The sequence below is a fragment of the Luteimonas mephitis DSM 12574 genome (genome assembly GCF_000422305.1).
Lineage (GTDB): Bacteria > Pseudomonadota > Gammaproteobacteria > Xanthomonadales > Xanthomonadaceae > Luteimonas > Luteimonas mephitis.
On the sequence record NZ_AULN01000018.1, the window covers coordinates 168228 to 191999 of the forward strand.

A 23772-nucleotide genomic window follows, 5' to 3' on the forward strand; every position below is an offset into this window, starting at 1 on the left:
GCCGACGCCGTTGCTTCTGCAAGAGCGGCGGAAGCCGCGAGTTCTTCGTGGCCCACAATCGTCGGTAGGAAGCTTGCGGCTTGCGCCGCTCCCGCAAAAACCCACGAAGAACGAAGCCGGCTTGTGGCCGGCTTCGTTTCGTTTCGACAGGCAAGCGATCTTCTCGTCAGGAAGCGGCCTTCGACCTGGCCAGCCTCAGCCAGGTATCGACCACGGTATCCGGATTCAGCGACACCGATTCGATCCCTTCTTCCATCAGCCACTGCGCCAGGTCCGGGTGGTCGCTCGGGCCCTGGCCGCAGATGCCGACGTACTTGCCCCTGCGGCGTGCGGTCTGGATCGCCATCGACAGCAGCTTCTTCACCGCCGGGTCGCGCTCGTCGAACAGGTGCGCGACGATGCCCGAATCGCGGTCCAGGCCGAGGGTGAGCTGGGTCAGGTCGTTGGAGCCGATGGAGAAGCCGTCGAAGATGTCGAGGAACTCGTCGGCCAGCAGCGCGTTGGACGGCACCTCGCACATCATGATGATCTTCAGGCCGTCCTGGCCCTGCTTCAGGCCGTTGGCCTCCAGCACCTCGACCACCCTGCGGCCTTCGTCGAGCGTGCGCACGAACGGGATCATCACCCACACGTTGGACAGGCCCATCTCGTTGCGCACCTTGCGCACGGCCTTGCACTCGAGCGCAAACGCTTCGGCGAACGACGGATCGACGTAGCGGCTGGCGCCGCGGAAGCCGATCATCGGATTCTCCTCGTGCGGCTCGTAGCGCTGTCCGCCGAGCAGGTTCGCGTACTCGTTGGACTTGAAGTCGGACATGCGCACGATCACCGGCTTCGGGTTCACCGAGGCGGCGATGGTGGCGATGCCCTCGGCGAGGCGATCGACGTAGAACTCCACCGGGCCGGCGTAGCCGGCGATGCGCTCGTCGATCTTCCTGCGGACGTCGGCGTCTTGGTCGTCGTATTCCAGCAGCGCCTTGGGATGCACGCCGATGTGGCTGGCGATGATCATCTCCAGCCGTGCCAGGCCGATGCCGGCGTTGGGCAGCTGGCCGAAGTCGAACGCGCGCTCGGGGTTGGCCACGTTCATCATGATCTTCAGCGGCGCTTCGGGCATCGACGACAGGTCGGTGGTGATCCGCTCGAAGGGCAGCGTGCCGGCATAGATGAAACCGGTGTCGCCTTCGGCGCAGCTCACCGTGACCTGCGCGCCGTCCTCGATCAGGTCCAGCGCGTTGCCGGTGCCGACCACGGCGGGCACGCCAAGTTCGCGCGCGATGATCGCGGCGTGGCAGGTACGACCGCCGCGGTTGGTGACGATGGCGGCAGCGCGCTTCATCACCGGCTCCCAGTCTGGGTCGGTCATGTCGGCGACCAGCACGTCGCCAGGCTGCACGCGGTTCATGTCGTCGAGCGTGCGTACCACGCGTGCCACGCCGCTGCCGATCTTCTGGCCGATCGCGCGGCCTTCCACGAGCACGTCGCCGCGCAGTTCCAGCTGGAATCGTTCGATCTGCGTGGCCTTGGCGCGTGACTTCACCGTTTCCGGCCGCGCCTGCACGATGAACAGCTTGCCGCTGACGCCATCCTTCGCCCACTCGATGTCCATCGGGCGCTGGTAGTGCTTCTCGATCACCAGTGCCTGCTTCGAAAGTTCGTGCACGTCGGCGTCGCTGAGCGAGAACCTGCTGCGCAGTTCGGCCGGCGTGTCCTCGGTGCGCACGCGCTCGCCGGGGGCATCGGAATAGACCATGCGGATCTGCTTGCTGCCCAGCGAACGGCGCAGGATCGCCGGCTTGCCCTGTGCGAGCGTCGGCTTGTAGACGTAGAACTCGTCCGGGTTGACCGCACCCTGCACGACCATCTCGCCCAGGCCGTAGCTCGACGTCACGAACACCACGTCGCGGAAACCAGATTCGGTGTCGAGCGTGAACAGCACGCCCGACGCGCCCACGTCGGAGCGCACCATCAGCTGCACGCCGGAGGAGAGGAACACGTCCTCGTGCTTGAAGCCGTGGTGCACGCGATAGGCGATGGCGCGATCGTTGTAGAGGCTGGCGAAGACTTCCTTGACCTTGCGCACCACGTCGTCGGCGCCGGTGACGTTGAGGAAGGTTTCCTGCTGGCCGGCGAACGAGGCGTCGGGAAGGTCTTCCGCGGTGGCCGAAGAGCGCACGGCCACGGCGACGCTGCCGCCGCCGTTCTGTTCGCACAGCTGCGCGTAGGCCTTGCGGATGTCGGCGTCGAGCTCCGGCTGCAGCGGCGCGTCGATCACCCAGCCGCGAATTTCCTTGCCGGCGGCGGTCAGTGCCGGGACGTCCTCGACGTCCAGCGTCGCCAGGCGGTCGAAGATGCGCTGGTGCAGGGTGTTGTGGGCGATGAAGGCCTTGAACGCGTCCGCCGTGGTCGCGAAGCCGCCCGGGACCGAGACACCAAGCCCGGCGAGTTCGCCGATCATCTCGCCGAGCGATGAATTCTTGCCGCCGACCTGGGCCAGATCGGTCAGTCGCAGGTCGTGGAGCCACAGGATATTGGCGCTCAAAACGGGCACTCCGGGTTGTGCGGGCGGTAGTGGAAAGCGGGGAGGGCAGGCAGGACCGGCCGAAGTTGGCTATTTTAGCCGCCAGCGCACGGCAGCGGCCACGTTCGGGGCCGGATTCCGTGCATCGCGGCCATGCCGCCCCCGCACGCACCCACAGGAAAGCGATTACACATGGCTGACACGCGCCCGGTCTTCTATGTTTCCGACGGCACCGGCATCACTGCCGAGACGATCGGCCACAGCCTGCTGACCCAGTTTGCCGACACCCGCTTCAGTACCGACCGCATTCCCTTCGTCGACAGCCCGGAGCGCGCGCGCGAGGCCGCTGCGCGGATCCGGGCGAAAGGCGAGGAGGTCGGTGTTCGTCCGGTGGTGGTGAGTTCCTGCGTCGATCCGGAGCTGACCCGGCTGATCGGCGAAAGCGGCGCGCTGGTGCTGGACACGTTTGCGCCGTTCATCGAGCCGATGGAGCGCGAACTGGGACAGCAACGCAAGTCGCAGGTCGGCCAGGCGCACGGCATGGTCGACTTCGATACCTACCATGCCCGCATCAACGCGATGAACTACGCGCTGACCCACGACGACGGTATCGCCGTCAACTACGACGACGCCGACGTGATCCTGGTGGCGGTGTCGCGGGCCGGCAAGACGCCGACCTGCGTGTACCTGGCGCTGCACTACGGCGTGCGCGCCGCGAACTACCCGCTGACCGAGGAAGACCTCGAACACGATCGCCTGCCGCCGCGCCTGCAGCCGTATCGCAACAAGCTGTTCGCGCTGAGCATCGATCCGGTGCGCCTGCACCAGATTCGCGAGGAGCGGCGCCCTAAATCGCGCTATGCGCAGCTGGAGACCTGCAAGAGGGAAGTGGCCGCGGCCGAGAGCCTGTTCCGCGCGGAGCGCATCCCGGTGTTGAGCACCACGCACAAGTCGATCGAGGAAATCGCCAGCACGGTGCTGACCACGTTCGGCATCCGGCGCGGGATGTTCTGAGCACGACGTCCGGGCCTGCGAGGCGCCTTCCCGCCAGCCGCATCGCGGCGGCGGAAAATGCCGGTGGAGAAGGTTCACGTTAGGCGCCGCGAACGCTTCCGTCAATGCTGCCGCGCCCTGGCCTGTGCGTGTAGCATCGGGCCATGTCCCGGGTCCACGTCACCGATCGCACGGCACGCATTCCGAAGCTCAGCCGCTTCGGCTGGCTGATGGGCCTGTATGCGGAAAACTTCAATCGCCTGACGCGGCTGTTCGAGCCCGCCGACCTTGCATCGGGTCGCTATGTCTCGACGATCGGCGACGGCCTCGACCTGCACCTGCAGGTCATCGAGCAGCATGCCTACACGACCGAACTGCGACTGACCTACGGCCTGCAGGATCCCGTGACCGGCGAGCCCGACCCGTCGGCTTTCCTGCGCCTGTATCGCGACGCGCGCCAGGTCGAGGCGACGCACTGCTATGTGGGGCGGCGCTGGCAGGACGTGATCGGGATGTATCCGCCGCCGGCGCAGGTGATCAGTCACCGCATGCGCATGAACACGTTCCTCGGCAAATGGCTGCAGTACCTGGCCGAAGGCGGCCACGGCGTGGCCACGCTGCGCGCGACTGCGGCCGAAACCAGGGTCGCCTGAGACGCGCACCGCATTTTTAATGCTTCGTTCACGGCCTTTACGCGCTGCAAACATCCGGCTGCTAGCATCGCCCTCCAACGCGCCTGAATGCGCATGAGGAGACACCGATGACCAAGCTCGACAAGCCATTGCGGCGCGAAGTCCAGATCGGCGACAAGGCCTATACGCTCACCATCGATCCCGATGGCCTGAAGCTGGTCGAGAAGGGCCACCGCAAGGGTGTCGAGGTCAGCTGGGCCTCGCTGGCCAACAGCGAAAGCGATGGCGGGTCGCAGGCAGCGTCGATGTAAGCATCGCGAGCGATTGTTCTGGTTTCGCGAAAAGGCCCGCCTCGTGCGGGCCTTTTAGTTGGCCGGGGCCCGGCTTGCGTGATGCATTGCTGGCGCTGTCAGCGGAACGTGCCGCGCGATTTCTGTCCTGCCCAGCCGTGGCGGGCAATCAGCACGCTGTCGCCATTGGCGACGCGCACGGCGACGCCGGTCGAGTCGCCGCGCGTGCTGTTGCGGTCGGCAGCGAGCCTGCTGGCCACGCCGATGGCCTCGAGCTTGGTGGCGCGAAGATCCAGCGCCTTGCCTTCAAACCGGATGACCCAGCCCTGCCGGGCAGGTTCCACCGTGAGTACCGACCTTGCCATGCCATCACCCCCGCTTCGTCCGCAAATCCCCGGCCTGCAGAGGCCAACGCAGGTTCCCGCCGCGGGCGGCCGGGCCGGCAAGCCCGTCGGAGGCGGGGCAGGGCAGGCGACATCGAGCGCGAGGCGACGGGTCGGGCGCGATCAAACCTTGGGCATGCGCGAGACCGCCCGCTCGATGCTTTCGCTGCAACCGGATGCGTGGCGGCCAATTGCCCAAGCATCGCCCGGGAATGCATTGCCTGAAAAGAAACAGGCCCGCCGAAGCGAGCCTGTTTCATCGAAAAGTGGCGTCCCCACGGGGATTCGAACCCCGGTGTCCACCGTGAAAGGGTGGTGTCCTAGGCCTCTAGACGATGGGGACGCAGTGGAACTTGCAGCGATTCCGGGCAGGCCGTGTCCGGAATTGGTGGAGCCAGGCGGGATCGAACCGCCGACCTCCTGCATGCCATGCAGGCGCTCTCCCAGCTGAGCTATGGCCCCACGGGCTGGAAAGCGCGGAATTCTAGCCAGCGGTTGTCGAACGTGCAAGCGCTGATTTCGATTTCGCCTTGCCGCGTTCACCCTGCGGCTTGGCCAGGCGCAGTCGCAGCGCGTTGCCGACCACCGAAACCGAGCTCAGGCTCATCGCTGCAGCGGCCAGCATCGGCGACAGCAGCAGGCCGGTGAACGGATACAGCACGCCGGCTGCCACCGGAATGCCCAGCGCGTTGTAGGCGAAGGCGAAGCCGAGGTTCTGGCGCATGTTGCGCACGGTTGCATCCGAGATCGATCGCGCGCGTGCAATGCCGGCCAGGTCGCCCTTGACCAGGGTGACCTGCGCGCTGGACATGGCCACGTCGGTGCCGGTGCCCATGGCGATGCCGACATCGGCCGCGGCCAGGGCCGGCGCATCGTTGATGCCATCGCCGGCCATCGCCACCCGGCGACCCTCCGACTGCAGGCGTTGCACCAGTGCGAGCTTGTCGGCTGGGCGGACCCCACCGTGGACCTCGTCGATGCCCAGCTCTTGGGCCACCGCACGCGCCGTGGCGGTGGCGTCCCCGGACGCCATGACGATGCGCAGGCCCGCGGCGTGCAGCTGTGCGATGGCATCAGCAGTGCCGGCCTTGAGCGGGTCGGCCACCGCGAGCAGGCCCGCAAGCCCGCCCGCAACGCCCAGGTACATGGCCGTGGCGCCGTGCGTGCGCAACTCTTTCGCACGCTGCCCGAGCGCGGCCGGATCGATTCCATGCTCGGCCATCAGCGCGTCGTTGCCGAGCACGATCGCCTTGCCGTCGACGCTGCCGCGCACGCCGGTCCCGGTCATCGACTCGAAATCGAGCGCCGGCGACAGTGCCATGTCGCGGCGTCGCGCCTCGGCGACGATCGCGGCGGCCAGCGGGTGTTCGCTGGCGACATCCAGGCTGGCGGCCAGCCGCAGCACCTCGTCCTGCGTCCATGGCGCAAGCGCGACCACTTCCCGGAACGCGGGACGGCCTTCGGTGAGCGTGCCGGTCTTGTCGACGACCAGGGTGTCGATGCGGCGCAGCGTTTCCACCGCTTCGGCATCGCGGAACAGTACGCCGGCCTGCGCGGCGCGGCCGGTGGCGACCATGATCGACATCGGCGTGGCCAGTCCCAGCGCGCAGGGGCAGGCGATGATCAGCACCGAGACGGCGGCCACGATTGCGTGCGTCCACGACGGCTCCGGGCCGAACAGGCCCCAGCCGAGGAACGTCGCCAGCGCGATCGCGAGCACGCCCAGCACGAACCAGTACGCGACCCGGTCGGCCATGCGCTGCATCGGTGCGCGCGAGCGCTGCGCCTGCGCCACCAGCTGCACGATCTGCGACAGCACGCCGTCGCCGCCGGTCTTCTCCGCGCGCATCACCAGCGCGCCCGTGCCATTGATCGTCGCACCGATGACGCGGTCGCCCGCCGTCTTCTCGACCGGCACCGGTTCGCCGGTGAGCATCGATTCGTCGACGTTGGAACGGCCTTCGAGCACGACGCCGTCGACCGGCACCTTTTCACCAGGCCGTACGCGCAGCCGGTCGCCGACGTGGATGTGGGTCAGTTCGACGTCTTCCTCGCCGCCGTCGTCGCGCAGGCGGCGGGCGGTCTTCGGGGCCAGCCCGAGCAGGGCCTTGAGCGCGCTGGAGGTGCGCGAACGTGCCTTGAGCTCGAGCAGCTGGCCGAGCAGGGTGAGCGAGACGATCATCGCCGCCGCCTCGAAATAGACGCCGACCACGCCGTGGTCGCGGAACGAGGCCGGGAACACGTCCGGCGCCACCGTCGCCACCACGCTGTAGCCGAAGGCAGCAAGCACGCCGGTGCCGATCAGGGTCCACATGTTGGGGCTGCGGTTGCGGATCGACTGCGCCCAGCGCTGCAGGAAGGGCCAGCCGGCCCAGAGCACGACCGGCGTGGCGAGGGCGAGTTCGATCCACGGCTGCATCGCCGCCGGCACCAGTGCGACCGCATGCCCGGCCATCGCCAGCACCATCGTCGCCAGGCTCAGCGGCAGGGTCCACCAGAAGCGGCGGCGGAAGTCGGTCAGTTCCGGGTTTTCGCCGTCATCCAGCGAAGGCAGCATCGGTTCCAGCGCCATCCCGCAGATCGGGCAGGTACCGGGGCCGTCCTGCTCGATCTGGGGATCCATCGGGCAGAAGTAGCGGGTGCCTGGCGGCGGGGGCGGGGCAGGTTCGGCCTGCTCCGGGTGCAGGTAGCGCATCGGGTTGGCGATGAACTTCGTGCGGCAACCGGCGCTGCAAAAGTGATAGTCCATGTCCCCGTGGACGGCATGGTGCGAGGTGGTCGCCGGATCCACGGTCATCCCGCAGACGGGATCGATGGCCTTGCCGTCGGCAACGCCTGCTTGCGTGCTGCCGCAGCAGCTGTGCGCGGCATGTTCCCGGTGCGCCGTCATGATTGCGCCGCCCGTTCGGATGCGGTCGCGGTATCGGTGCTGAGCGCTGCCATGATCGGGCAGGTGGCCAGGGCGCCGTGACCCGGGCAGGCGTCGACCAGTTCGTGCAAGGCGTCACGCACCCGGGTCAGCTCGGCGAGGCGCTCTTCCACAACTTCAAGTTTTTGGGATGCTTTCTTTCGCATCTCATTCATATCATTTGAGTAATTGCTGCTTATGGCCATCAGTTCACCTATTTCCTCAAGTGTGAAACCGAGGGCCTTGGCGCGACGGATGAAATTCAACCGGGTGACATCGTCGCACTGGTACTGGCGGTAGCCGCTGGCACTGCGCGCCGGTTCGGGAATCAGGCGCTGGCGCTCGTAGTAGCGAACCGTGTCGATGGGCACGCCGGCCTGGCGCGCGAGCTGGCCAATGTTCATGGCGATCTCCTGAGGCAGGGCGTCATGGTAAACCTTGAACCTTGGTCAAGAGTCAAGGGTTTGCATGGAGCCAAGTGTCGCGATGCCGATGCGCGCGCGCCAGGCCTGCTTCGCAAGTGCTGGCCGCCGATACCCGCGTGTCCTAGGCTTGCCGCACTGTCGCCGGCGGATCGCGTGGCCTCTCGTTTGGATGCATGAACTCCGTTGCGGCACGGGCGATGCAAGCAATGCCCAGCCTGATTCCGCGTTCGGCCGCGGTGGAGACAAGAGGGGACCCATGGACCTGCAAGGGATCGTCGTACACATCGCGCGGGAACTGGTACTGGTTCCGATCACGCTGCTGCCCATCATCAATCCGCTGAGCACCGCATCGGTATTCGTGGCAACGGTCGGCCGCCAGCATGACAAGGCCAAGCTGCTCGCGCGGCAGGTGTGCATCAACAGCTATTGCGTGATCGTGATCGGCATCCTGATCGGCGGCTATGTCTTGAAGCTGTTCGGAATTTCGCTGCCGGTGGTGCGAATCGCAGGCGGGCTGCTGGTGGCCGCCAACGGCTGGCGGATGCTCAATGCCCGCCGCGAAACGGTGCAAGACGCAGTGGCGGAGCAGGCTGTTTCGATGCCCAGCCAGGACATCATGAAGCACAGCTTCGTGCCGATGACCTTTCCGCTGACGACCGGCCCCGGCACGCTGGCGGCCTGTATCGCGCTGGGCACCCAGATGCAATCCGGCACGCCGCTGGACTTCCTGAGCGGTGCGATCGTCGCGTTCGGCGGCGCCGCGCTGGTGGTGCTGGTGGTGTACCTGATCCTGCGCAACTCCTTGAAAGTCATCGCCAGGCTGGGCGACACCGGCGAGCTCGTGCTGCAGCAAGTGATGGCATTCGTTTTGGTGTGCATCGGCATCCAGCTGATGTGGAATGGATGGGACGAGCTGCAGCAGTAGCTCGACAGCGGCATGCGCGCTGCGGACAGATCGACAGTCGGTATCCGGGTGGACTCACATGGGGGGACGTAATGGTCGACCGACAGCCGGAGCGGCCGTCGAACTGATTGACGCCGAGCATTCGCCCTGAAGTTAACTGTCTGATTAAAGAAGAGAAGCGCGGATTGTCGGGGCGTTCTGTCGGCACCTTCTTCTCCAACAGATCGCCCGAAATTCATCGAACTACCAGCAATCGCCCTTCATTTGCTTGATCCGCCGAAGATCTGCCCGCTATTTCTTCCGTCGCCTTTTACCCGTTCGGCACGTTAGTCGGTTCCGGGCTTGCGGCCTTGTTGCCGGCGACTTTGATCCGGTACGGGGCTTCGTAGAAGAGGTAACAGGCGCGGGGATGTCGACGGCACGCCTAGAAGGGGGCGGGCTTGTCGCCGTCCAGCACACCCTGACCGAACGGACTTCGTCGTTCGTAATGACGATCTCTGCAGTAGGCAGAAACCAATGCTGGCATTTCAATGATTTCTCGCTGGTGATAATTGACCTGAGTACTGCCTCCAAGCCTTGGGTATACGCCCGGGCAAGGATGGCCTCCAAGGCTCTCGCTACGTGACGTCGCCCCGAGATCCCATCCAGCGCATGGGATCGAGCCGCTTGGAGGGACCGACTGCACCCGTCGTCACGTAAATCCAGACTGGAGCTCGAAATCACCTTGTCCAGCAACTCGCCGCAGAAATAGGCTGCTGTCGGGTCGACGGCTGAGAGGTTGAGCCAAGTGTTTGGCTCGCTGGACAGCCCGTGGGCGGCGATCAGGCATTCAGGGCGATTAACGAGGTTTTCTTCGAGAGTCTGTCCTTCATCCAAGTAATTGAGGGTAGCGAGCCTGCGCGGGGTGGGAGTGTCTACCGGAAAAACCGCCACGGCATCTTTGGTTGCCTGAACGAGCTTGGCGTGCATCGTGGCGGGGAGCGGCACAAACGTTAGTGGACGCTCGCCACCCAGAAGGCTCCAGCCCCAAAACTCGCGTTCGGGTGGATCCTCCCCAACCGCAGAAAACTCTTCCAGCTCGGCTGATGGCTCGGTAGTTGCGAGTGTGCCCGTGAGTTCAAGCGATTGGCGGGCCAATGCTGCATATCCCGGCATCCAATCGGTATGCAAGGCAGGAATAACAAGTAGGCGGGACTTTCGTTCCTCGGCCGCCCAACTCAGGTATCGGCTAGCCCATGCGTCGACATCGGTCGCTGGGAAATCCCACATGTTGGTCGAAGCTGTCCTGACCTGGAACGCGTCGTATCCGCACTCGCAGCGGCCTAGACGAAGATCCGAATGAAAACGTGCCCAGCAGGTCTTGCCACACTGAGGACAGCCGGTGTGCAGCTTGGCGGCATGCCATGGACAGCGATCGATGAAGGGCAGTTGGAAAAGCGCGCAATGGTACCCATGGGCTGCGCAGAAAGAGCAATCGCGGAGCGGGAGGTTGTGGTGCTCCAGCATACGTCCGGTTCTTAACGGGCTCCACACCTCTGGTGACCAGTAGTCGCCGACGCGCGTCGCTCGCAGCCCAAGTGCGTGAAGCAGCGCCGCTTTGGGGGCGCCAGGCCTTTGGGTTGCGATCAGTGCGTCGGATGTCACTCGGTTGCGAATCCCTAGCGCCGTCAGTTCAACGCCCATTAGCCGGCCCAACTGCGTCATCCTCCGAAGCAGACCGTATCCGGAGATATAGGGGTAGGGTTCTAGTTCTGCGCCAAGGAGAGCCGGCAACGCCGGTCCCCCTTGAATGACGTCACGCCAAGCCATTACGCGGCCTCGTCATGACCTAAGTCGGGCATGCGCATCTTGGCGCGGACGAACTCCAGCCGGAGATAGCCGCTGGCCAGAAGAACGTGCCTGACCTGCTCAGGCGTAAAGCCGTTGAAATCAGGATTTTCGTGGGCAATGTCGGCCAAGAGCGAGTGCACGACCAAGGTAAACGTTGCCATCGGCCACGCGTCAGTTTCGGGCAGCCTGTACTCCTTGCGCAGCGACCGGACGCCTTCGAAGATCACCGGCGCATCCTTCGACAGACACCAGCCGCGATCGAACGCGTCCTTGGCGAAGTAACGCGAAAACGGCATGTCAGGCGTCGGCCATGCGACCGAACGGTCGTAACGACCCAAGGCGTGGGTAGTTTCCGCAATCCCCATCAAAGGGCGGAACGGGGCGGTGTCCATGAACCAGCGGCGCACGGTATGGGACGGACGTTCCAGCCAGTCATCGCCGACATCGACGCCCTCGGCATCGCTCTGGCGAACAAGCACGAGGAACAAGCTGAGGTTTTCGTCGAGCACCAGACTATCCAGATCCTCGAGGTACTGGTACTCGGATTCAGTGATGCGCTGGGCGTTGTCGATGAAGAGCACCATGCGGCGCTGCCGTGCCTGGCCACAGCGCGTACGAATGAAGTTCACCAGGCGTTCGAGGCCCAGTCCAGGATCCATGCGGATGGCGTTGACGAGCTTCAAGCGCCGGTTAATGGCGGTCCAGAACGCACGGTCCGAGCGACGGATGCCGCTGGGCATCACAATGCGTGCCGCGACGCCAATCTGCTGTTTTGTCTTCATGTTGATCAGCCAGCGCGACGCGTTGTCAGTTAGATACTGCTGCGCGGTAGTCTTGCCGAGCCCGCCACCGCCGTATACCGAGCAACCGTGATGACCTTGACTGATATTGGAGAGGATGAAGTTGGCGAGGTACTCGGTCGGTTTGGTGTAGATCTGGTAGCTATTGGGAATGAAGATGGGGTGTTCGTTGTTGTCCATGAGTTCTCCTTGGCGCGTTGGTGCCATGTGGGAAGGCGAAAACCAGATCTTCAGAAGTCGTTTTCTTCGTCGAGGCTGATCCAGCCACCCGGAGGAATCTTCATGGGGGTATTGATCGCCGGCGGACGTGAGCTCGGTGGGGTACCGTTGTGGACCTGTTCCATGCGAGAAAGCTGATCCACCGCCTGCTGGGAAGTTGGCGCCAGTGCACGCAGGAATGCGACGTAAGCCGCAATCGCGCAATCCGCGCCGGTTATCGAGAAGCCTGCTTTCAGCTTCGACCACTGCATGATCATGGCCCGCGTCGTTACATCGTGCGCAGTGCGGTTCCATGGTGCGGCCGCCCGCACGGCGCAAAGGGGCGCGGTGGCGGTACGCATTAGCACGAACGATCGAAGATCGTGGCGGTGAACGCGAGCCAGGACCGTCTTGCCAACCAGTTCCCACTTATTGTCCATATCTGGGCTGCGATAGCGCACGTACATATAGTTGACGTGCGGCATCACGCCTTCGCTGCGGTTGCCATGGACCGTCAGCGGCACCAATACGCTGCCCATGTCGCCGGCGTCTTCCTCGGCCGTGTCAGGGATGAAAGCGAAGGCCTTCGGCCCTTGCATCTGCAGGTACTGCAGCGGACTCAGGTCGCCCAGCGCGGTGTGGGGCGTTGCGTTGTAGTTCGCGATGATGACATCCAACAGCTCTTCGAACGCATGCAACTGGATCGGATAGTCGTTCGGTGCGAAATTGCTGATGCGGATCTTGTTTTTGCCTAGGCGCTTGGCGGGCTCGAAACCACCCGGCACGTCGCGGAGTGCGCCACGCTCCAAGCGCGAGAAGAACTGCTCAACGATCGGCCGGGAGCGTGGCTCGTGTGCGCGTCCATAAAACAGCATGCCGCCGCGAGCGCGACAGAACGCCTGTTCGAAGTCCAAGGCCGAATGCGCCTTCGCGTTGTCCAACGCCAGCAAGCGTGAGCGCCATGACGAGTGTGCACCCAGTGATCCCGAGGGGAGACCGGCTCCTGGTGCGTACTCCAAGTCAGGGATCGTCAGTTCCCGGCGCTTCCACGGCTGCAAGGACTTCGTGATGCAGGAGGCGAGATCGAGGTTGTTGTACGCCTTGCCGACGCGCAGGAACCAGCCAACGATGACGCGGGACTCGACCTCGATCTCGACCAGCAGCCACATCGAAGTGATCCGACGCTTGACGGAACCGCCGTTGGGCAATGCCACACCAACGACGGCCTCGATATCGATGCGATGCCCGTCGATTTCCGTTCTAGCGAACGGACTTCCCCGGAAAATTTCCGACAAGGTGGAAGGCGGTGCATCGGTAGTATCGAGATTACCGACGTCGGCGTATTCGATGCGACGCTGGCGGATAAAGCGGAGCAGGGCACGGCGTCCCTGGTCCGCTTGGTTCAGGGGATAGAAATCCCGCAGGTCCAGACGTTTGAGCTCGGCGATGATCTTCGCGTGCAGCCGGTCGAAGGCTTTCGGTGGTCGTCCGGGTGGTAAGGGTTGCCCGAATTCGTCGATCCAGATCGCGATTTCTGGGCGTGCAGAGAGAAGTTGGCGCATGGCATGCGGGCCAGCCAGCCGCGGCATTTCCACATCGCTGCTCTGTTCGCAGCGCTGATAGGTACCCCAAGGCACGCAAACCCTGAATCCGTACGGCTGGCCGTCGTGAGCAAGTTGTGGGGCGCGTTTAACCATGGCGCGTAGGCGTTTGTGGCATAGCCCATGAGCGTTGGCTGCGCGGGTAATGCCCATGTCGCCGGTCAGTACCGCCGTAAGCGCCGCACACGCTTCTCGGAAGCGCGACCGAACCGATTCGGCGAGGTCCGATTCATTCGGCTTATACCAAGCTGCGAGCTCCTCTAGGGGATAGCACGTATAGAGGCTACGCACAGACCACCTCCAGGATTGCGTCTGCAGCACCCGGCGAATAGTCCACTAGTCGCAACTCACCTTGATGGATCATGCCCGCTGCTACGGCACGCACGTTTGCAGGCGTGAAATCCAGGGTCTTGATGAGGTTCGACAGCGAGACGCGCTCGGTATTGGCAAGGAGTGCACGGATCTGGTTTCGGATGAGCGAGCGCGTCGCCAGCCGTCCGTAGTCCCAAACCAGGGGCAGCAGTTCGAAGCCGGTTGCAAGCCACGCCTGTGCGGAAAGCAACTCCGGCTCGGATATGTAGTGCAGCCGGATGCCATTGCGCTGAGCGGCATCATCGAGTTCGCTTCGATCTCGAATGGAGACGGTCCCCGTTGTGCTGCCGACGGTGCCCGCCTCGGGAACGACCAAGTAGAAGCGCTCCTCGCCTGACGTATCTCGAGTCCAGAACGACACATCGATTTGTTGTTTGGCTGTGAATTGGATGCGGCGCGGACGCTCGATGTACCTCCGGATGTTGGGGTTGAACTCGAACTTGAGCGCCACTGCGACATTGACCATGTCGGCGACCGTGACGACCCGTCGGTTTCGTGGAGAGAAGAAGACGAAAGTTTCGTGGCGATTGCGTTCGCCAAGGCTCAACTTGCGAGGCGTATACGGTAGGTTCGGCTCAGTGGCATGTGATGTCGCGGACGAAGCGTCCGCGGTAGCGGTGATTCCGGCAGTCATGACAGCTCCTTCGCACGCCGCTTAGGCGCACGGCAAGAGACCGGGGTCTCCCGGTCGGTGGCGAGAGGAAAGGCACCGCACGTGCCCGAGGACGGTGCCTTGGCGGCTCAGTTCACGGGCTCAGGCTCGAGCCGGTAGCTCAGAACCGAGTGGGACAGCGGGTTGATGTACAGATGGCAGCGATATGTCGGTCCGTCCGGTACCTTCAGGTGAGTCAGGTAATGAATCGGGCGGACTCGGTCGTTATGCCTGGTGATGGCTCCCTCCAAGGCGGAGGGCACGGCGTCCAACGAGACGCTGTTGGTCATTTTGCGATGGTTCTGCACCTGGGGATGTCCTTTTTTGAGGCTGCCGTAGGGCAGCAATTGACATGCCCCCCGAAAAGTGCGACGCTCTTGAGTGAGTGCTCTTTAGGGCATCGCGGGACCCCTGCCAGGGTCCCGTTTTCTTTTTCAGGGACGAAAAATTTTCGCGGTTAGTGCTTCAGTATTCGTTCTAGGCGGTACCTCCTCTTTGCTATGACAGCGGGGCGCGTCGGACATCTGGGATAACGCGACCGTTCGCCTGTCTTGAACTGGTAGCTATCGGCAAGGGGCTAACGACCTCAGATGTAGTTCAGTCAGGAGATTCGTTTGCTGATGCCGGTGGGTGGTTGCGCGGCGTATTGGCGCGCCAGCCAGAGGGCAACGTCCTTCACTAGGGCGAATTTTCCGCGCCTGCGCTCCAAGGGAAAAACGCGCACCGGCAGGGTCTGGCGAACCTCGGCCTGTCGGAAGGCGTCAAGCGAGCTGTACCCCAAGGCTTGCCACAGGTGCTCTTGGCCGATCATGGGCCCGTGTCGGTTGAACAGGTCGCGCTCAAGCGCTTCGGCCAGTTGCTGTTCAACGGACTGCTCGGGCATCCCATCTCTCATCGTGGCTGTCATGTCATGACAAGCTTAGAGGCCTCCTCACGGCTGCTGTAGGGGTGACGCTGTTACTCTAATTGGGGACATGCTCGCCCTACTATGTCATTGAAATACATGCATAATTACGAGAATCGTCGATTGGAAATCATGAAGCGAAAGCTGATTGATTCCCTGCCATTTGAGAGGCAGGTAGCCTCCGCGATCGACATTCTCCGGTGCGTTGCATGGTTTGAGCACATCCGAGATCACCTGCAGAAAACCGGCAGTCGCGTGTGCGCAACTGCGTATGGCATCGGAAAATTCATCCAGCCAGAAACTTACGCCGGTGTCTCGCCCGCTCTTTACAACCACAACATGTGGCCGAAGTACGCAGCAGGTTTGCATTGCCCGGGTCAAGTCACCCTCGCAGCTGCGGAGAAAAAGGTGCCCGGGTCGACGGCGATTTATGACGCGTCGGTCTGGACGATGCTGAACGTTACGAACCCGGTGGGCGGCCAGATCGACACCGGCCTGCGCACGCTGCGCGTGGAGGTGCAGGAAGCCCTGTACGAAAAAAAGGGGTTGAGGTTCGGCAGGTATCACCGACGCAAGGTCGGTCAAGCCACGTTATCCAGTCTCGAGCGCCATGCTGGCGGACTGGATGCGCTCGCCGCAGCGGTTCTTCTATTGAAAGAAGCCTGCGAAGCGGGTGACAGGGAGCGATGCTTTCACGTCGGCCTGTCCTTGCACAGGATTTTGCTGATGACCTGCGTGAGCATGCCGGTGTTGAGCTATCGGTTACCACTGATCGTGTACTTTTCCTTGTTTGTCTTTCCTCTTGCCGCAAGCGACAGCTTGATCATCGATGTACCAATCTGTGAATTTTATGAAATGACGGATCTGCTGAGCACCTATGTCGCAATTCTTGAAGATCTGAGGGTGATTCGTGCAGAGAACGCGAGAGTCACACGCGAACGGCGACGCCTCTTGGTTGGGGATCTCGGAAAGGACTTGCAGTTTGGGCTCATGCCGAGGCTCAAAGTCGCCCCCGATTGTCGGGATTCGCGTGTCGCTGGCCGTGTAGCTAGCCACACCGTTGGCAAAGATTGGGGCCTGTCTGTGCTTCGCCAATACGGCGCCGTGGATTTTCCGCCAGAGGAGACCCTGCTTGATATGAAGGCGGCGTACGATCAGGCGAGACTACGCCACGAGCTGAGTCAATGTACTCGTGAAGAATGTAACGGACTTCCAGGATGCGGGTAGCGTCGCTTGCGCGCTGTGCCCTGAGTGATCATAAGCTCTGGATCGGCTCCGGAGATGCATTCCGGGCTCGCGTGACGTTCGTCGGCTACCTATACGATCCGAAGCTCTCTGCTCGCAAGTGATATTGGGGGCCAAAGGGACTGATTAGGGGCCGTTATCGCGGCTATGAGAATCAGCGACGCGTTCTGCCGCCGCTGAGGACTAGTAGGAGTCGGGATCGGGATTGCGCCTGCGCAGTTTGTCGACGACGAGCCTTTGCGCAGCAGTCGCGGCCGAGTCGGCCGAGCTGAGGTCCACGGCAACGTCGACGCTTGCTTGCGCCGCGTATGTTTCCAGGAACATCGCGGTATGGAATCGGTATTTCCGTGCTTCGCTGGGCAGGGCGATGCCCAGTTGCTTGGCCACGAGGATCGCGTACTTGAGCTGAGCCTCTGTTGGTTCCCTCAGATCCCAGTCAATGCTGTCCTTCAGCAGTGTTTCTACTTGCTTCTCAAGTCGCTTGACGAAGGTGTCGCGAACCTTCCGGTCCTTGATGCGCTCGTACTGGATAGTCAACGCCTCTTCCAGACGTTGAGAGACAAACAGCTCAAGCGTCATCTCGACGGCTGGGTTCACCAAGTACAGGGCCATATCGCTATGCCAGAGGCGGAAGCTGCGAGGTCGGGGGTGAGTAGATGCTACATGAATTTCATGTAATCGGTAGCTGTGACATAGCTTCTGCGGTCGCCCTCTTTTGGCGCGGCCATGGCCACCAAGACCATCTATTCAGTCGAGTACAGGCGGCTAGTCCAGCAGCTTCGCGCCCGCCGTGAGGAACTCGGCCTGACGCAAGCCGCGCTGAGTGCCGCTCTCGGATGGCCCCAGCAACGACTATCCGCGATCGAAGCCGGCGCACGGCGGCTCGACGTTCTGGAGTTTCTTCATTTGACGGCCCGCTTGGGGTTGACCCCTGAGGTTGCGATCCGTGTGGCGGTCGAGGCCGCCAAGCCCCGCTGATGCCAGATGTGATGGGATATACGCCAGGGTGGGGGCTGCTTGCGTTGGAACACCTGCTATCAGGATGCCGGAAGTGGCCAATCCAACCCGGGTGTTTCGGAGCACTCCTGGCGGTGGCGTTGGGTGTCCAATTCTGGTGATTCGCTAACGAACGGGTGATGCCATCGGTGCTGGAAAGGTGAATGGCGGGCGTTAGGAGGCCTTCCCGGCTTTGCAGGCTTCGGAGTAGCTACAATGGGGGCATGGCTTCGTGGCCCATCCTGCTTCGAGTTTTACTCGCGCTGGCGCTTGTTCTGAATGGGACTGGCGCGGCAGTCGCTGGGATTGGCATGGATCTCGGGCTACTGGAAGCGCAAGCCGTGTCACATTCAGCTGATGCGGGTGAGCTTCCGTGCCATCAGTCGGAGGCCCCGTCGGGCAATGATGGGGCAGTTCAACCCAGCGACTGCTGCCAAACCGGAGCCTGCAGCTGTGCGTGCGCCCATGTGGTGCAGATGATTTGCTTCTCGGGCGACGGCAAGATCGACATCCCGAGTCACGGGTGCGTCAGAGTACGTGTCATGACAGCGCGTGCCGCCCCCATACTGTTGCAGCTGACAAGACCTCCAATCGTATAGGCGTCTGGAGCGCCCCGCAGGGGCTTTCCCAATGCACCGCTTCTCGGCGCCTTCTCAGGCGCCTGATGCGGTGTTCCAGATGACACTGATTGGAGTTCTCATGCATACCGATACTTTCGGGCACGGGAGAGCCCCCCGGGCCTCTCGACGTCGCTTTGTGCAAGGCTTGGCCGCGGGTGGTGCAGTTGCGGCGCTCGGGCTCTGGCCGAAGTTGGGCTTCCCATCCAGCCAGCGACAGGATGGCCGGACGCTGCCAGGGACCGAATTCGATCTCGCCATCGGCGAAACCCCCATGAACTTCACCGGGCGTACGCGGCCGGCGATCACGGTTAATGGTTCCATTCCAGCGCCGCTGCTGCGCTGGCGGGAAGGCACGACCGTGAACCTACGCGTGTCCAACGTCCTGCCAGCCGGATCCATCCACGGGCATTCCACCTCGATCCACTGGCACGGCATCCTGCTGCCGGCCAACATGGACGGCGTGCCAGGCATGAGCTTTGCAGGTATCCACCGCGGCGAGACCTACCAGTACCGGTTTGATGTCAGGCAAGGCGGGACGTACTGGTACCACAGCCATTCCGGATTCCAGGAGCAGGCAGGGCTGTACGGGCCGCTGATCATCGACCCTCTGGAACCAGAGCCGTTCTCATATGACCGTGACTACGTGGTGCTGCTCAGCGACTGGACGGATCTGGATCCGAGCGCGCTGTTCTCGCGTCTGAAGAAGATGCCGGGCTACGACAACTACTACAAGCGCACGGCTGGCGACTTCTTTCGCGACATAGAGCGAGATGGCCTTGCCGCAACCGTAGATGACCGGAAGATGTGGGGGCAGATGCGCATGACACCGACCGACTTGTCGGACGTCAACGCCAACACCTATACGTACCTGATGAATGGCACGACCTCGCTCGGCAATTGGACCGGGCTGTTCCGTTCCGGAGAAAAGGTGCGCCTGCGCTTCATCAATGGATCGTCGATGACGCATTTCGACGTCCGGATTCCCGGCCTGAAGATGACCGTGGTCGCTTCCGATGGCCAATATGTCCATCCAGTCACCGTGGAGGAGTTCCGTATCGCCACGGCCGAAACATTCGATGTCATCGTCGAACCCAGTGGCCAGGACGCCTTCACGATCTTCGCCCAGGACATGGGCCGCACTGGATACGTGAGCGGCACATTGGCGGTGCGCGAGGGCCTGCGGGCGCCGGTGCCTACAGTCGATCCGCGACCGATCCTGACCATGGATGACATGGGGCACGGCGGCATGGGGGCGGGGCACGACATGTCGGCCATGCATGGGATGGATCATTTGGCGATGGGGCATGCGATGCCGGCTTCATCGCCGCCGGCAGACCAGGCACATGCCGGCCACGACATGTCCGACATGCAGCACACGGACATGATGGGCATGGACCATGGCAGCGGCGAGATGCAGCAGCATCCGACCAGCGAGGCAGGCAATCCGCTGGTCGACATGCAGACCATGTCACCAGTTCCGAAGCTGGACGATCCGGGTATCGGCTTGCGTGGGAACGGACGCCAGGTACTCACTTACGCCATGCTCAAAAGTGTGTTCGAAGACCCCGATGGTCGCGATCCTGGCCGGACGATCGAACTGCACCTCACCGGTCACATGGAGCGGTTCGCGTGGGGCTTCAATGGCCAGAAGTTCTCGGACGTCGAGCCCATTCGCCTGACCTATGGCGAGCGCATGCGCATCGTCCTGGTCAACGACACGATGATGACCCACCCGATCCACCTGCACGGCATGTGGAGCGACCTGGAGGACGAGCAGGGCAATTTCATGGTGCGCAAGCACACCATCGACATGCCGCCTGGCAGCAAGCGTGGGTATCGCGTGCGTGCCGACGCGCTCGGACGCTGGGCCTACCACTGCCATCTGCTCTACCACATGGAAGCGGGAATGATGCGCGAAGTGAGGGTGGAGGAATGAGCATGTGCGCTTTGAGGTCTACTTCGTTCGCGCTTGGCCTGCTCCTCGCCGCACCGGTGATCGCCCAGGATCATTCGCAACATCAGATGCCGCTCACACGCGATCATGCCGAGCACGAGGCCCAACCGAAACCGACAGATACCCACGAGAAGGTCAGGACGAGGACGGAGGCGAACCATGAATCCGCCACCGTGCCGATGGACCATGCTGCGATGGGACATACGTCATCGGATCAACAGGGGAGCCAGCCAGCGGATCACAGCACCATGAGCCATGGCGCTCCGCCAGCGGAGGAGCGGCGGATAGCTGTAGACCATGCCGCCATGGGGCACACGATGCAGGCCCCCACCGATGCGCCGCATATGCCGATTCCAGAGGTCACCGACGCGGATCGAACAGCAGCCTTCGCCTATGCCGATGATCATGCCATGCACGACAACACCATTGAGCAGTATTTCCTGCTCGATCGGCTCGAGGGATTCGATGCAAACGGAGATGACGGCCTTGCATGGGACGCCCAGTCCTGGATTGGGACGGACCTCAACAAGGTTTGGCTACGCAGCGAAGGCGAACGTATTGATGGCCACACGGAAAGCGCGGATCTGGAAGTACTGTACGGCCGCGCCTTTGCCCGCTGGTGGGACGTGGTGGGCGGCATTCGGCACGACTTCAAGCCAGGCGACTCCCAGGACTTCCTTGCGATCGGTGTCATGGGGCTGGCGCCGTACAAGTTTGAGGTCCAGGCAACCGCCTACCTTGGTGAAAGCGGCCAGACCGCAGCCCGGCTCGAAGTCGAGTACGACACGCTGCTGACCAATCGCCTGATCCTCCAACCACTGATCGAACTCGAAATGCACGGGAAGGATGATCCGGCACGCGTGATCGGTTCTGGGCTGAGTACAGCGGAAGCCGGTGTGCGCCTGCGTTACGAATTCACGCGGCGGTTCGCGCCCTACATCGGCATCGTGCATGAGCGCGCCTTCGGCCGCACGGCGGACTTTCGCCGCGACGGTGGCGAAGGTGCCAGCGATACCCGCTTTGTCGCCGGCGTACGGATCTGGTTCTAGGACAACAGATGCGATCACTCTGTGCGTGCCCGTATGGCGGTGTGTTCTGACCGAGGAGCGAGAAGTAGCTTGTGTCTGGCCGCGCATTCATTTTGTACAGATTTCAGCCAAATCGTATAATTAGCCACGAGCTGCTATCGGTGGCTAACAACTCTTTGGTTGGCCCTGTGCATCGCACCTTCGACGCGAGCGCGCATCCTTACTACGAGCACCGGAAGGTCGCATAGGCGTTGGCAGGAATCGCTATCTGGAGTAGGGCAGAAGAACTTCATTCCTTTGCCTGAAACCGTCTGAACGAAACAGAGCAGGAGATCATTCGGCGGGACAAGCCAGGCCAAACATTGCGCCGTGTACTTTCTCCAGAGCAATTGGCCAACAAGCTGTTGGCCAGTTGGAGGACGCAACTGGACCAGCTAAACCAAGGTTGCTTCCTGCGTCAGCCACTGCCGGAACGCCTGCACCTTCTGTACCGAAGCGCATTCGACCCGGTACACGATGTAATAGGCCAGTTCGGAAGCCACCGTCAGCTCGGGGAAAAGCCGGACAAGCCTCCCGCCCGCCACGTCGTCCCGCGCCATCACGCTACGTGCCAGCGCAACACCTTGTCCATCAATGGCAGACTGCAGGACGGCTGCCGAATTGTTGACCTGCATGCCGCGTGTGGCGTCTACCGAAGTGGCGCCGACGCATGAAAGCCAGTTGCTCCAGGAGGCAAATCCGATCCGGGTGTCGACAGACAGGTCGTGGATAAGTGTCTTGCCGGCCAGATCCGCGGGTGCTGCCAGAGGGCCGTGCACGGCAAGCCAATCCGGCGAGCACACGGGATAGATCTGTTCGTCCATCAGCTTTTCGGACACGAGGCCGGGCCACACACCCCGGCCGTAGCGCACGCCGACATCGATGCCCTGGGCTGCAAAATCCAGCAATCTGAGGTTGGTGTCGATGCGCAGGTCCACCTCCGGACAGTGCGCCTGGAAATTTTCGATGCGGGGCAGCAGCCATTTGGCGGCGAAAGCCGGGCTCATCGTGACCGTCAGGACGCTTGACCTCGGCCCCTCGCGGAGCCGACTCAACCCGATGTTCAGTCGGTCGAAGCCAGCTTTGATGTCGGGCAATGCGCGTTCCGCGGCTTCGGTTGGTGTCAGGCGATTGCGACCGCTTGCAGCGCGATGGAACAACGGCGTATCCAGCCAGTCCTCCAGTGAGCGGACCAATTGCCCTACTGCGGCAGGCGTGACGCTGAGCTCCGCCGCCGCGCCGGAAAAGCTCTGGTGGCGGGCGCTGGCCTCAAAGGCGCGCAAGGCATTCAGAAAACCTGGAGCTTTCATATTGAAAAGAAATTCTTTCTATTTGAGAAAGAATATCGTAGTGGAGATCGTGATGCGAGCGGGGCAGAATTTGCTTACTCGGCGTAAGAAAGGCGCTTCGCAAGCTTCAGTATCGGAATAGATTTTCTACTGAGGATGACGAATTGGAAGCCAGCCCCTTCAAGAGGGCATCGTCCGAGCCGACTTCCCCCAATCGACGGAGCAAGGCAATGGCTTACCTGGAAATCACGTTGAAGATCGATCACGACAAGCGCGCAGCGGCTGCCGACGTCTATCGCAAGTACAAGCAGCCTTTCCTCAACACCATTGCGGGCGCGACCTCCAAGGATCTGCTGGTGCGGGACGAAGATGTCCAGGTCCTGCACGGCTTCGACAGTGTCGACAATGCAAAGGCCTACCTAGGCAGCACGCTGTTCACGGAAGATGTCGTCGCGGAGCTGGGGCCGCTGCTGGCCTCCGCACCAGAGGTCCGCGTCTACGACGTCGCCTGAGGGAATCACGTACCCATGCGCGTCAATGCGGACTTCTCGCGGCCGGTGGTCGTCACCCCCGATCAGTACCGCTGGACGGCTTCGCCGCAGGCAGGTGTCGAGCGGATGATGCTTGACCGGCTGGGCGGGGAGAACGCCCGCGCCACCAGCATCGTGCGCTATGCGGCGGGTTCGGATTTCCCGCGTCACGCGCATCCGGGCGGCGAAGAGATCCTTGTGCTGTCGGGCACGTTCTCGGAAGGAGATAATCATTGTCCGACCGGGGGATACCTGCGCAATCCGCCGGGTTCGGCGCATCAGCCTCGCAGCGTCGAAGGGGCCATTCTCTTCGTCAAGCTCCGGCAGATGGCGCCGGATGAGAATCGCCGCATCCGGATCGACACGCAGCCGTGGCAGCAGTTGCGGGGGCGTTCGGTGTCCCCGCTGTTCTCCGGGCCCTCGGAGCAGGTGGTGTTGCAGCGGCTGAACCCGGACGACGAGCCCCTTGCCGCCCACGTGGACGGTGCCGAACTGCTGGTGCTGTCGGGCGAGCTTCGTTTTGATGGAAGGACGTGTCCGCGCGGAAGCTGGATCCGCTTGCCGGCGGGCCGATATCCGGACCTGGCGGCTGCCAATCGTGGCGCTACCGTGTACATGAAAACCGGCCATCTTTCGCCGGGAATGGCGGCATAACGCG

The 23772-nt window shown here is 62.8% G+C and carries 21 protein-coding genes and 2 tRNA genes; 11 read left to right on the top strand and 12 right to left on the bottom strand.

Features of this window, described 5'->3' with window-relative positions; all coding sequences use genetic code 11:
- Positions 1–166: 166 nt before the first annotated feature.
- A complete protein-coding gene (gene ppsA, locus H570_RS0108705; RefSeq protein WP_027080397.1) occupies positions 167–2542 on the bottom strand; it encodes a phosphoenolpyruvate synthase in 2376 nt (791 codons plus the stop codon).
- 171 nt (positions 2543–2713) lie between these two features.
- Here ppsA and ppsR point away from each other — a divergent pair, with 171 nt between their 5' ends.
- The 3 genes from ppsR (at position 2714) to H570_RS0108720 (ending at position 4457) form a co-directional block, all read left to right on the top strand.
- Positions 2714–3535 carry a posphoenolpyruvate synthetase regulatory kinase/phosphorylase PpsR gene (ppsR, locus tag H570_RS0108710; RefSeq protein WP_027080398.1) on the top strand — a complete coding sequence of 274 codons (822 nt, stop codon included), beginning with the start codon at positions 2714–2716 and terminating at the stop codon, positions 3533–3535.
- Positions 3536–3678: 143 nt separating this feature from the next.
- Positions 3679–4167 (top strand): DUF1249 domain-containing protein, encoded by a 489-nt coding sequence (locus H570_RS0108715; protein ID WP_036135673.1) that lies wholly within the window; start codon positions 3679–3681, stop codon positions 4165–4167.
- A 107-nt stretch (positions 4168–4274) separates the two neighbouring features.
- Complete coding sequence (locus H570_RS0108720) at positions 4275–4457, top strand: hypothetical protein (RefSeq protein ID WP_027080400.1); 183 nt, start codon at positions 4275–4277, stop codon at positions 4455–4457.
- A gap of 98 nt (positions 4458–4555) precedes the next feature.
- Here the strand turns inward: H570_RS0108720 and H570_RS0108725 are convergent, their stop codons facing one another.
- The 5 genes from H570_RS0108725 to H570_RS0108745 all read right to left on the bottom strand — a co-directional run bounded on the left by H570_RS0108725 (position 4556) and on the right by H570_RS0108745 (position 8131).
- Positions 4556–4801, bottom strand: a complete 246-nt coding sequence (locus H570_RS0108725) for a hypothetical protein (RefSeq protein ID WP_156899909.1) — start codon at positions 4799–4801, stop codon at positions 4556–4558.
- Between the two features lie 285 nt (positions 4802–5086).
- Positions 5087–5162 (bottom strand) — tRNA-Glu (locus tag H570_RS0108730).
- Between the two features lie 43 nt (positions 5163–5205).
- Positions 5206–5281: transfer RNA gene (locus H570_RS0108735), tRNA-Ala, on the bottom strand.
- 22 nt (positions 5282–5303) lie between these two features.
- A complete protein-coding gene (locus tag H570_RS16965) occupies positions 5304–7709 on the bottom strand; it encodes a heavy metal translocating P-type ATPase (protein ID WP_084499975.1) in 2406 nt (801 codons plus the stop codon).
- The gene (locus tag H570_RS0108745; protein ID WP_027080402.1) at positions 7706–8131 is read right to left on the bottom strand and encodes a MerR family transcriptional regulator; all 426 of its coding nucleotides are present in this window, start codon (positions 8129–8131) and stop codon (positions 7706–7708) included. Before H570_RS0108745 ends, H570_RS16965 begins: the two co-directional genes overlap by 4 nt.
- Before the next feature lie 82 nt (positions 8132–8213).
- Between H570_RS0108745 and H570_RS0108750 the strand changes: the two genes are divergently transcribed.
- On the top strand, positions 8214–9077 hold the full coding sequence (locus H570_RS0108750) for a MarC family protein (protein ID WP_211219097.1): 864 nt from the start codon (positions 8214–8216) through the stop codon (positions 9075–9077).
- Between the two features lie 1787 nt (positions 9078–10864).
- On the opposite strand, the gene H570_RS0108755 is transcribed toward H570_RS0108750, so the two are convergent.
- From H570_RS0108755 to H570_RS16970, 4 genes are all read right to left on the bottom strand, one after another.
- A complete protein-coding gene (locus tag H570_RS0108755; protein ID WP_084499980.1) occupies positions 10865–11866 on the bottom strand; it encodes an AAA family ATPase in 1002 nt (333 codons plus the stop codon).
- A gap of 50 nt (positions 11867–11916) precedes the next feature.
- On the bottom strand, positions 11917–13638 hold the full coding sequence (locus H570_RS0108760; protein WP_245559573.1) for a hypothetical protein: 1722 nt from the start codon (positions 13636–13638) through the stop codon (positions 11917–11919).
- A 130-nt stretch (positions 13639–13768) separates the two neighbouring features.
- Entirely contained in the window at positions 13769–14491 is a 723-nt protein-coding gene (locus H570_RS0108765; protein ID WP_027080406.1) for a hypothetical protein, read from the bottom strand.
- 619 nt (positions 14492–15110) lie between these two features.
- Positions 15111–15392 carry a hypothetical protein gene (locus H570_RS16970; RefSeq protein WP_027080408.1) on the bottom strand — a complete coding sequence of 94 codons (282 nt, stop codon included), beginning with the start codon at positions 15390–15392 and terminating at the stop codon, positions 15111–15113.
- A 153-nt stretch (positions 15393–15545) separates the two neighbouring features.
- Between H570_RS16970 and H570_RS0108780 the strand changes: the two genes are divergently transcribed.
- Positions 15546–16640 (top strand): hypothetical protein, encoded by a 1095-nt coding sequence (locus H570_RS0108780; protein WP_156899910.1) that lies wholly within the window; start codon positions 15546–15548, stop codon positions 16638–16640.
- A gap of 201 nt (positions 16641–16841) precedes the next feature.
- Here the strand turns inward: H570_RS0108780 and H570_RS16975 are convergent, their stop codons facing one another.
- Entirely contained in the window at positions 16842–17270 is a 429-nt protein-coding gene (locus tag H570_RS16975) for a hypothetical protein (protein WP_036135677.1), read from the bottom strand.
- A 114-nt stretch (positions 17271–17384) separates the two neighbouring features.
- Between H570_RS16975 and H570_RS0108790 the strand changes: the two genes are divergently transcribed.
- From H570_RS0108790 to H570_RS0108800, 4 genes are all read left to right on the top strand, one after another.
- Positions 17385–17636 carry a helix-turn-helix domain-containing protein gene (locus H570_RS0108790; RefSeq protein WP_027080410.1) on the top strand — a complete coding sequence of 84 codons (252 nt, stop codon included), beginning with the start codon at positions 17385–17387 and terminating at the stop codon, positions 17634–17636.
- A 242-nt stretch (positions 17637–17878) separates the two neighbouring features.
- Positions 17879–18253 (top strand): CopL family metal-binding regulatory protein, encoded by a 375-nt coding sequence (locus H570_RS19600; protein ID WP_169447756.1) that lies wholly within the window; start codon positions 17879–17881, stop codon positions 18251–18253.
- Between the two features lie 100 nt (positions 18254–18353).
- Complete coding sequence (locus tag H570_RS0108795) at positions 18354–20210, top strand: copper resistance system multicopper oxidase (RefSeq protein WP_027080411.1); 1857 nt, start codon at positions 18354–18356, stop codon at positions 20208–20210.
- Positions 20207–21277 (top strand): copper resistance protein B, encoded by a 1071-nt coding sequence (locus tag H570_RS0108800; RefSeq protein ID WP_084499982.1) that lies wholly within the window; start codon positions 20207–20209, stop codon positions 21275–21277. Before H570_RS0108795 ends, H570_RS0108800 begins: the two co-directional genes overlap by 4 nt.
- 413 nt (positions 21278–21690) lie before the next feature.
- Here the strand turns inward: H570_RS0108800 and gcvA are convergent, their stop codons facing one another.
- The gene (gcvA, locus tag H570_RS0108805; protein ID WP_027080413.1) at positions 21691–22605 is read right to left on the bottom strand and encodes a transcriptional regulator GcvA; all 915 of its coding nucleotides are present in this window, start codon (positions 22603–22605) and stop codon (positions 21691–21693) included.
- A 209-nt stretch (positions 22606–22814) separates the two neighbouring features.
- Here gcvA and H570_RS0108810 point away from each other — a divergent pair, with 209 nt between their 5' ends.
- Positions 22815–23096 carry a hypothetical protein gene (locus H570_RS0108810; protein WP_027080414.1) on the top strand — a complete coding sequence of 94 codons (282 nt, stop codon included), beginning with the start codon at positions 22815–22817 and terminating at the stop codon, positions 23094–23096.
- 15 nt (positions 23097–23111) lie between these two features.
- Positions 23112–23768, top strand: a complete 657-nt coding sequence (locus tag H570_RS0108815) for a cupin domain-containing protein (RefSeq protein WP_027080415.1) — start codon at positions 23112–23114, stop codon at positions 23766–23768.
- Positions 23769–23772: the final 4 nt, after the last annotated feature.

Coding starts and splice junctions, on each gene's coding strand:
- H570_RS0108725 (WP_156899909.1), bottom strand. CDS start 4,801: ATGGCAAGGTCGGTACTCACGGTGGAACCTGCCCGGCAGGGCTGGGTC.
- H570_RS0108795 (WP_027080411.1), top strand. CDS start 18,354: ATGCATACCGATACTTTCGGGCACGGGAGAGCCCCCCGGGCCTCTCGA.
- H570_RS19600 (WP_169447756.1), top strand. CDS start 17,879: ATGGCTTCGTGGCCCATCCTGCTTCGAGTTTTACTCGCGCTGGCGCTT.
- ppsR (WP_027080398.1), top strand. CDS start 2,714: ATGGCTGACACGCGCCCGGTCTTCTATGTTTCCGACGGCACCGGCATC.
- H570_RS16965 (WP_084499975.1), bottom strand. CDS start 7,709: ATGACGGCGCACCGGGAACATGCCGCGCACAGCTGCTGCGGCAGCACG.
- H570_RS0108800 (WP_084499982.1), top strand. CDS start 20,207: ATGAGCATGTGCGCTTTGAGGTCTACTTCGTTCGCGCTTGGCCTGCTC.
- gcvA (WP_027080413.1), bottom strand. CDS start 22,605: ATGAAAGCTCCAGGTTTTCTGAATGCCTTGCGCGCCTTTGAGGCCAGC.
- H570_RS0108720 (WP_027080400.1), top strand. CDS start 4,275: ATGACCAAGCTCGACAAGCCATTGCGGCGCGAAGTCCAGATCGGCGAC.
- H570_RS0108760 (WP_245559573.1), bottom strand. CDS start 13,638: ATGGGCATTACCCGCGCAGCCAACGCTCATGGGCTATGCCACAAACGC.
- H570_RS0108750 (WP_211219097.1), top strand. CDS start 8,214: ATGCCGATGCGCGCGCGCCAGGCCTGCTTCGCAAGTGCTGGCCGCCGA.
- H570_RS0108715 (WP_036135673.1), top strand. CDS start 3,679: ATGTCCCGGGTCCACGTCACCGATCGCACGGCACGCATTCCGAAGCTC.
- H570_RS0108745 (WP_027080402.1), bottom strand. CDS start 8,131: ATGAACATTGGCCAGCTCGCGCGCCAGGCCGGCGTGCCCATCGACACG.
- H570_RS0108810 (WP_027080414.1), top strand. CDS start 22,815: ATGGCTTACCTGGAAATCACGTTGAAGATCGATCACGACAAGCGCGCA.
- H570_RS0108815 (WP_027080415.1), top strand. CDS start 23,112: ATGCGCGTCAATGCGGACTTCTCGCGGCCGGTGGTCGTCACCCCCGAT.
- H570_RS16970 (WP_027080408.1), bottom strand. CDS start 15,392: ATGCCCGAGCAGTCCGTTGAACAGCAACTGGCCGAAGCGCTTGAGCGC.
- H570_RS16975 (WP_036135677.1), bottom strand. CDS start 17,270: ATGGCCCTGTACTTGGTGAACCCAGCCGTCGAGATGACGCTTGAGCTG.
- H570_RS0108790 (WP_027080410.1), top strand. CDS start 17,385: ATGGCCACCAAGACCATCTATTCAGTCGAGTACAGGCGGCTAGTCCAG.
- H570_RS0108780 (WP_156899910.1), top strand. CDS start 15,546: ATGAAGCGAAAGCTGATTGATTCCCTGCCATTTGAGAGGCAGGTAGCC.
- H570_RS0108765 (WP_027080406.1), bottom strand. CDS start 14,491: ATGACTGCCGGAATCACCGCTACCGCGGACGCTTCGTCCGCGACATCA.
- H570_RS0108755 (WP_084499980.1), bottom strand. CDS start 11,866: ATGGACAACAACGAACACCCCATCTTCATTCCCAATAGCTACCAGATC.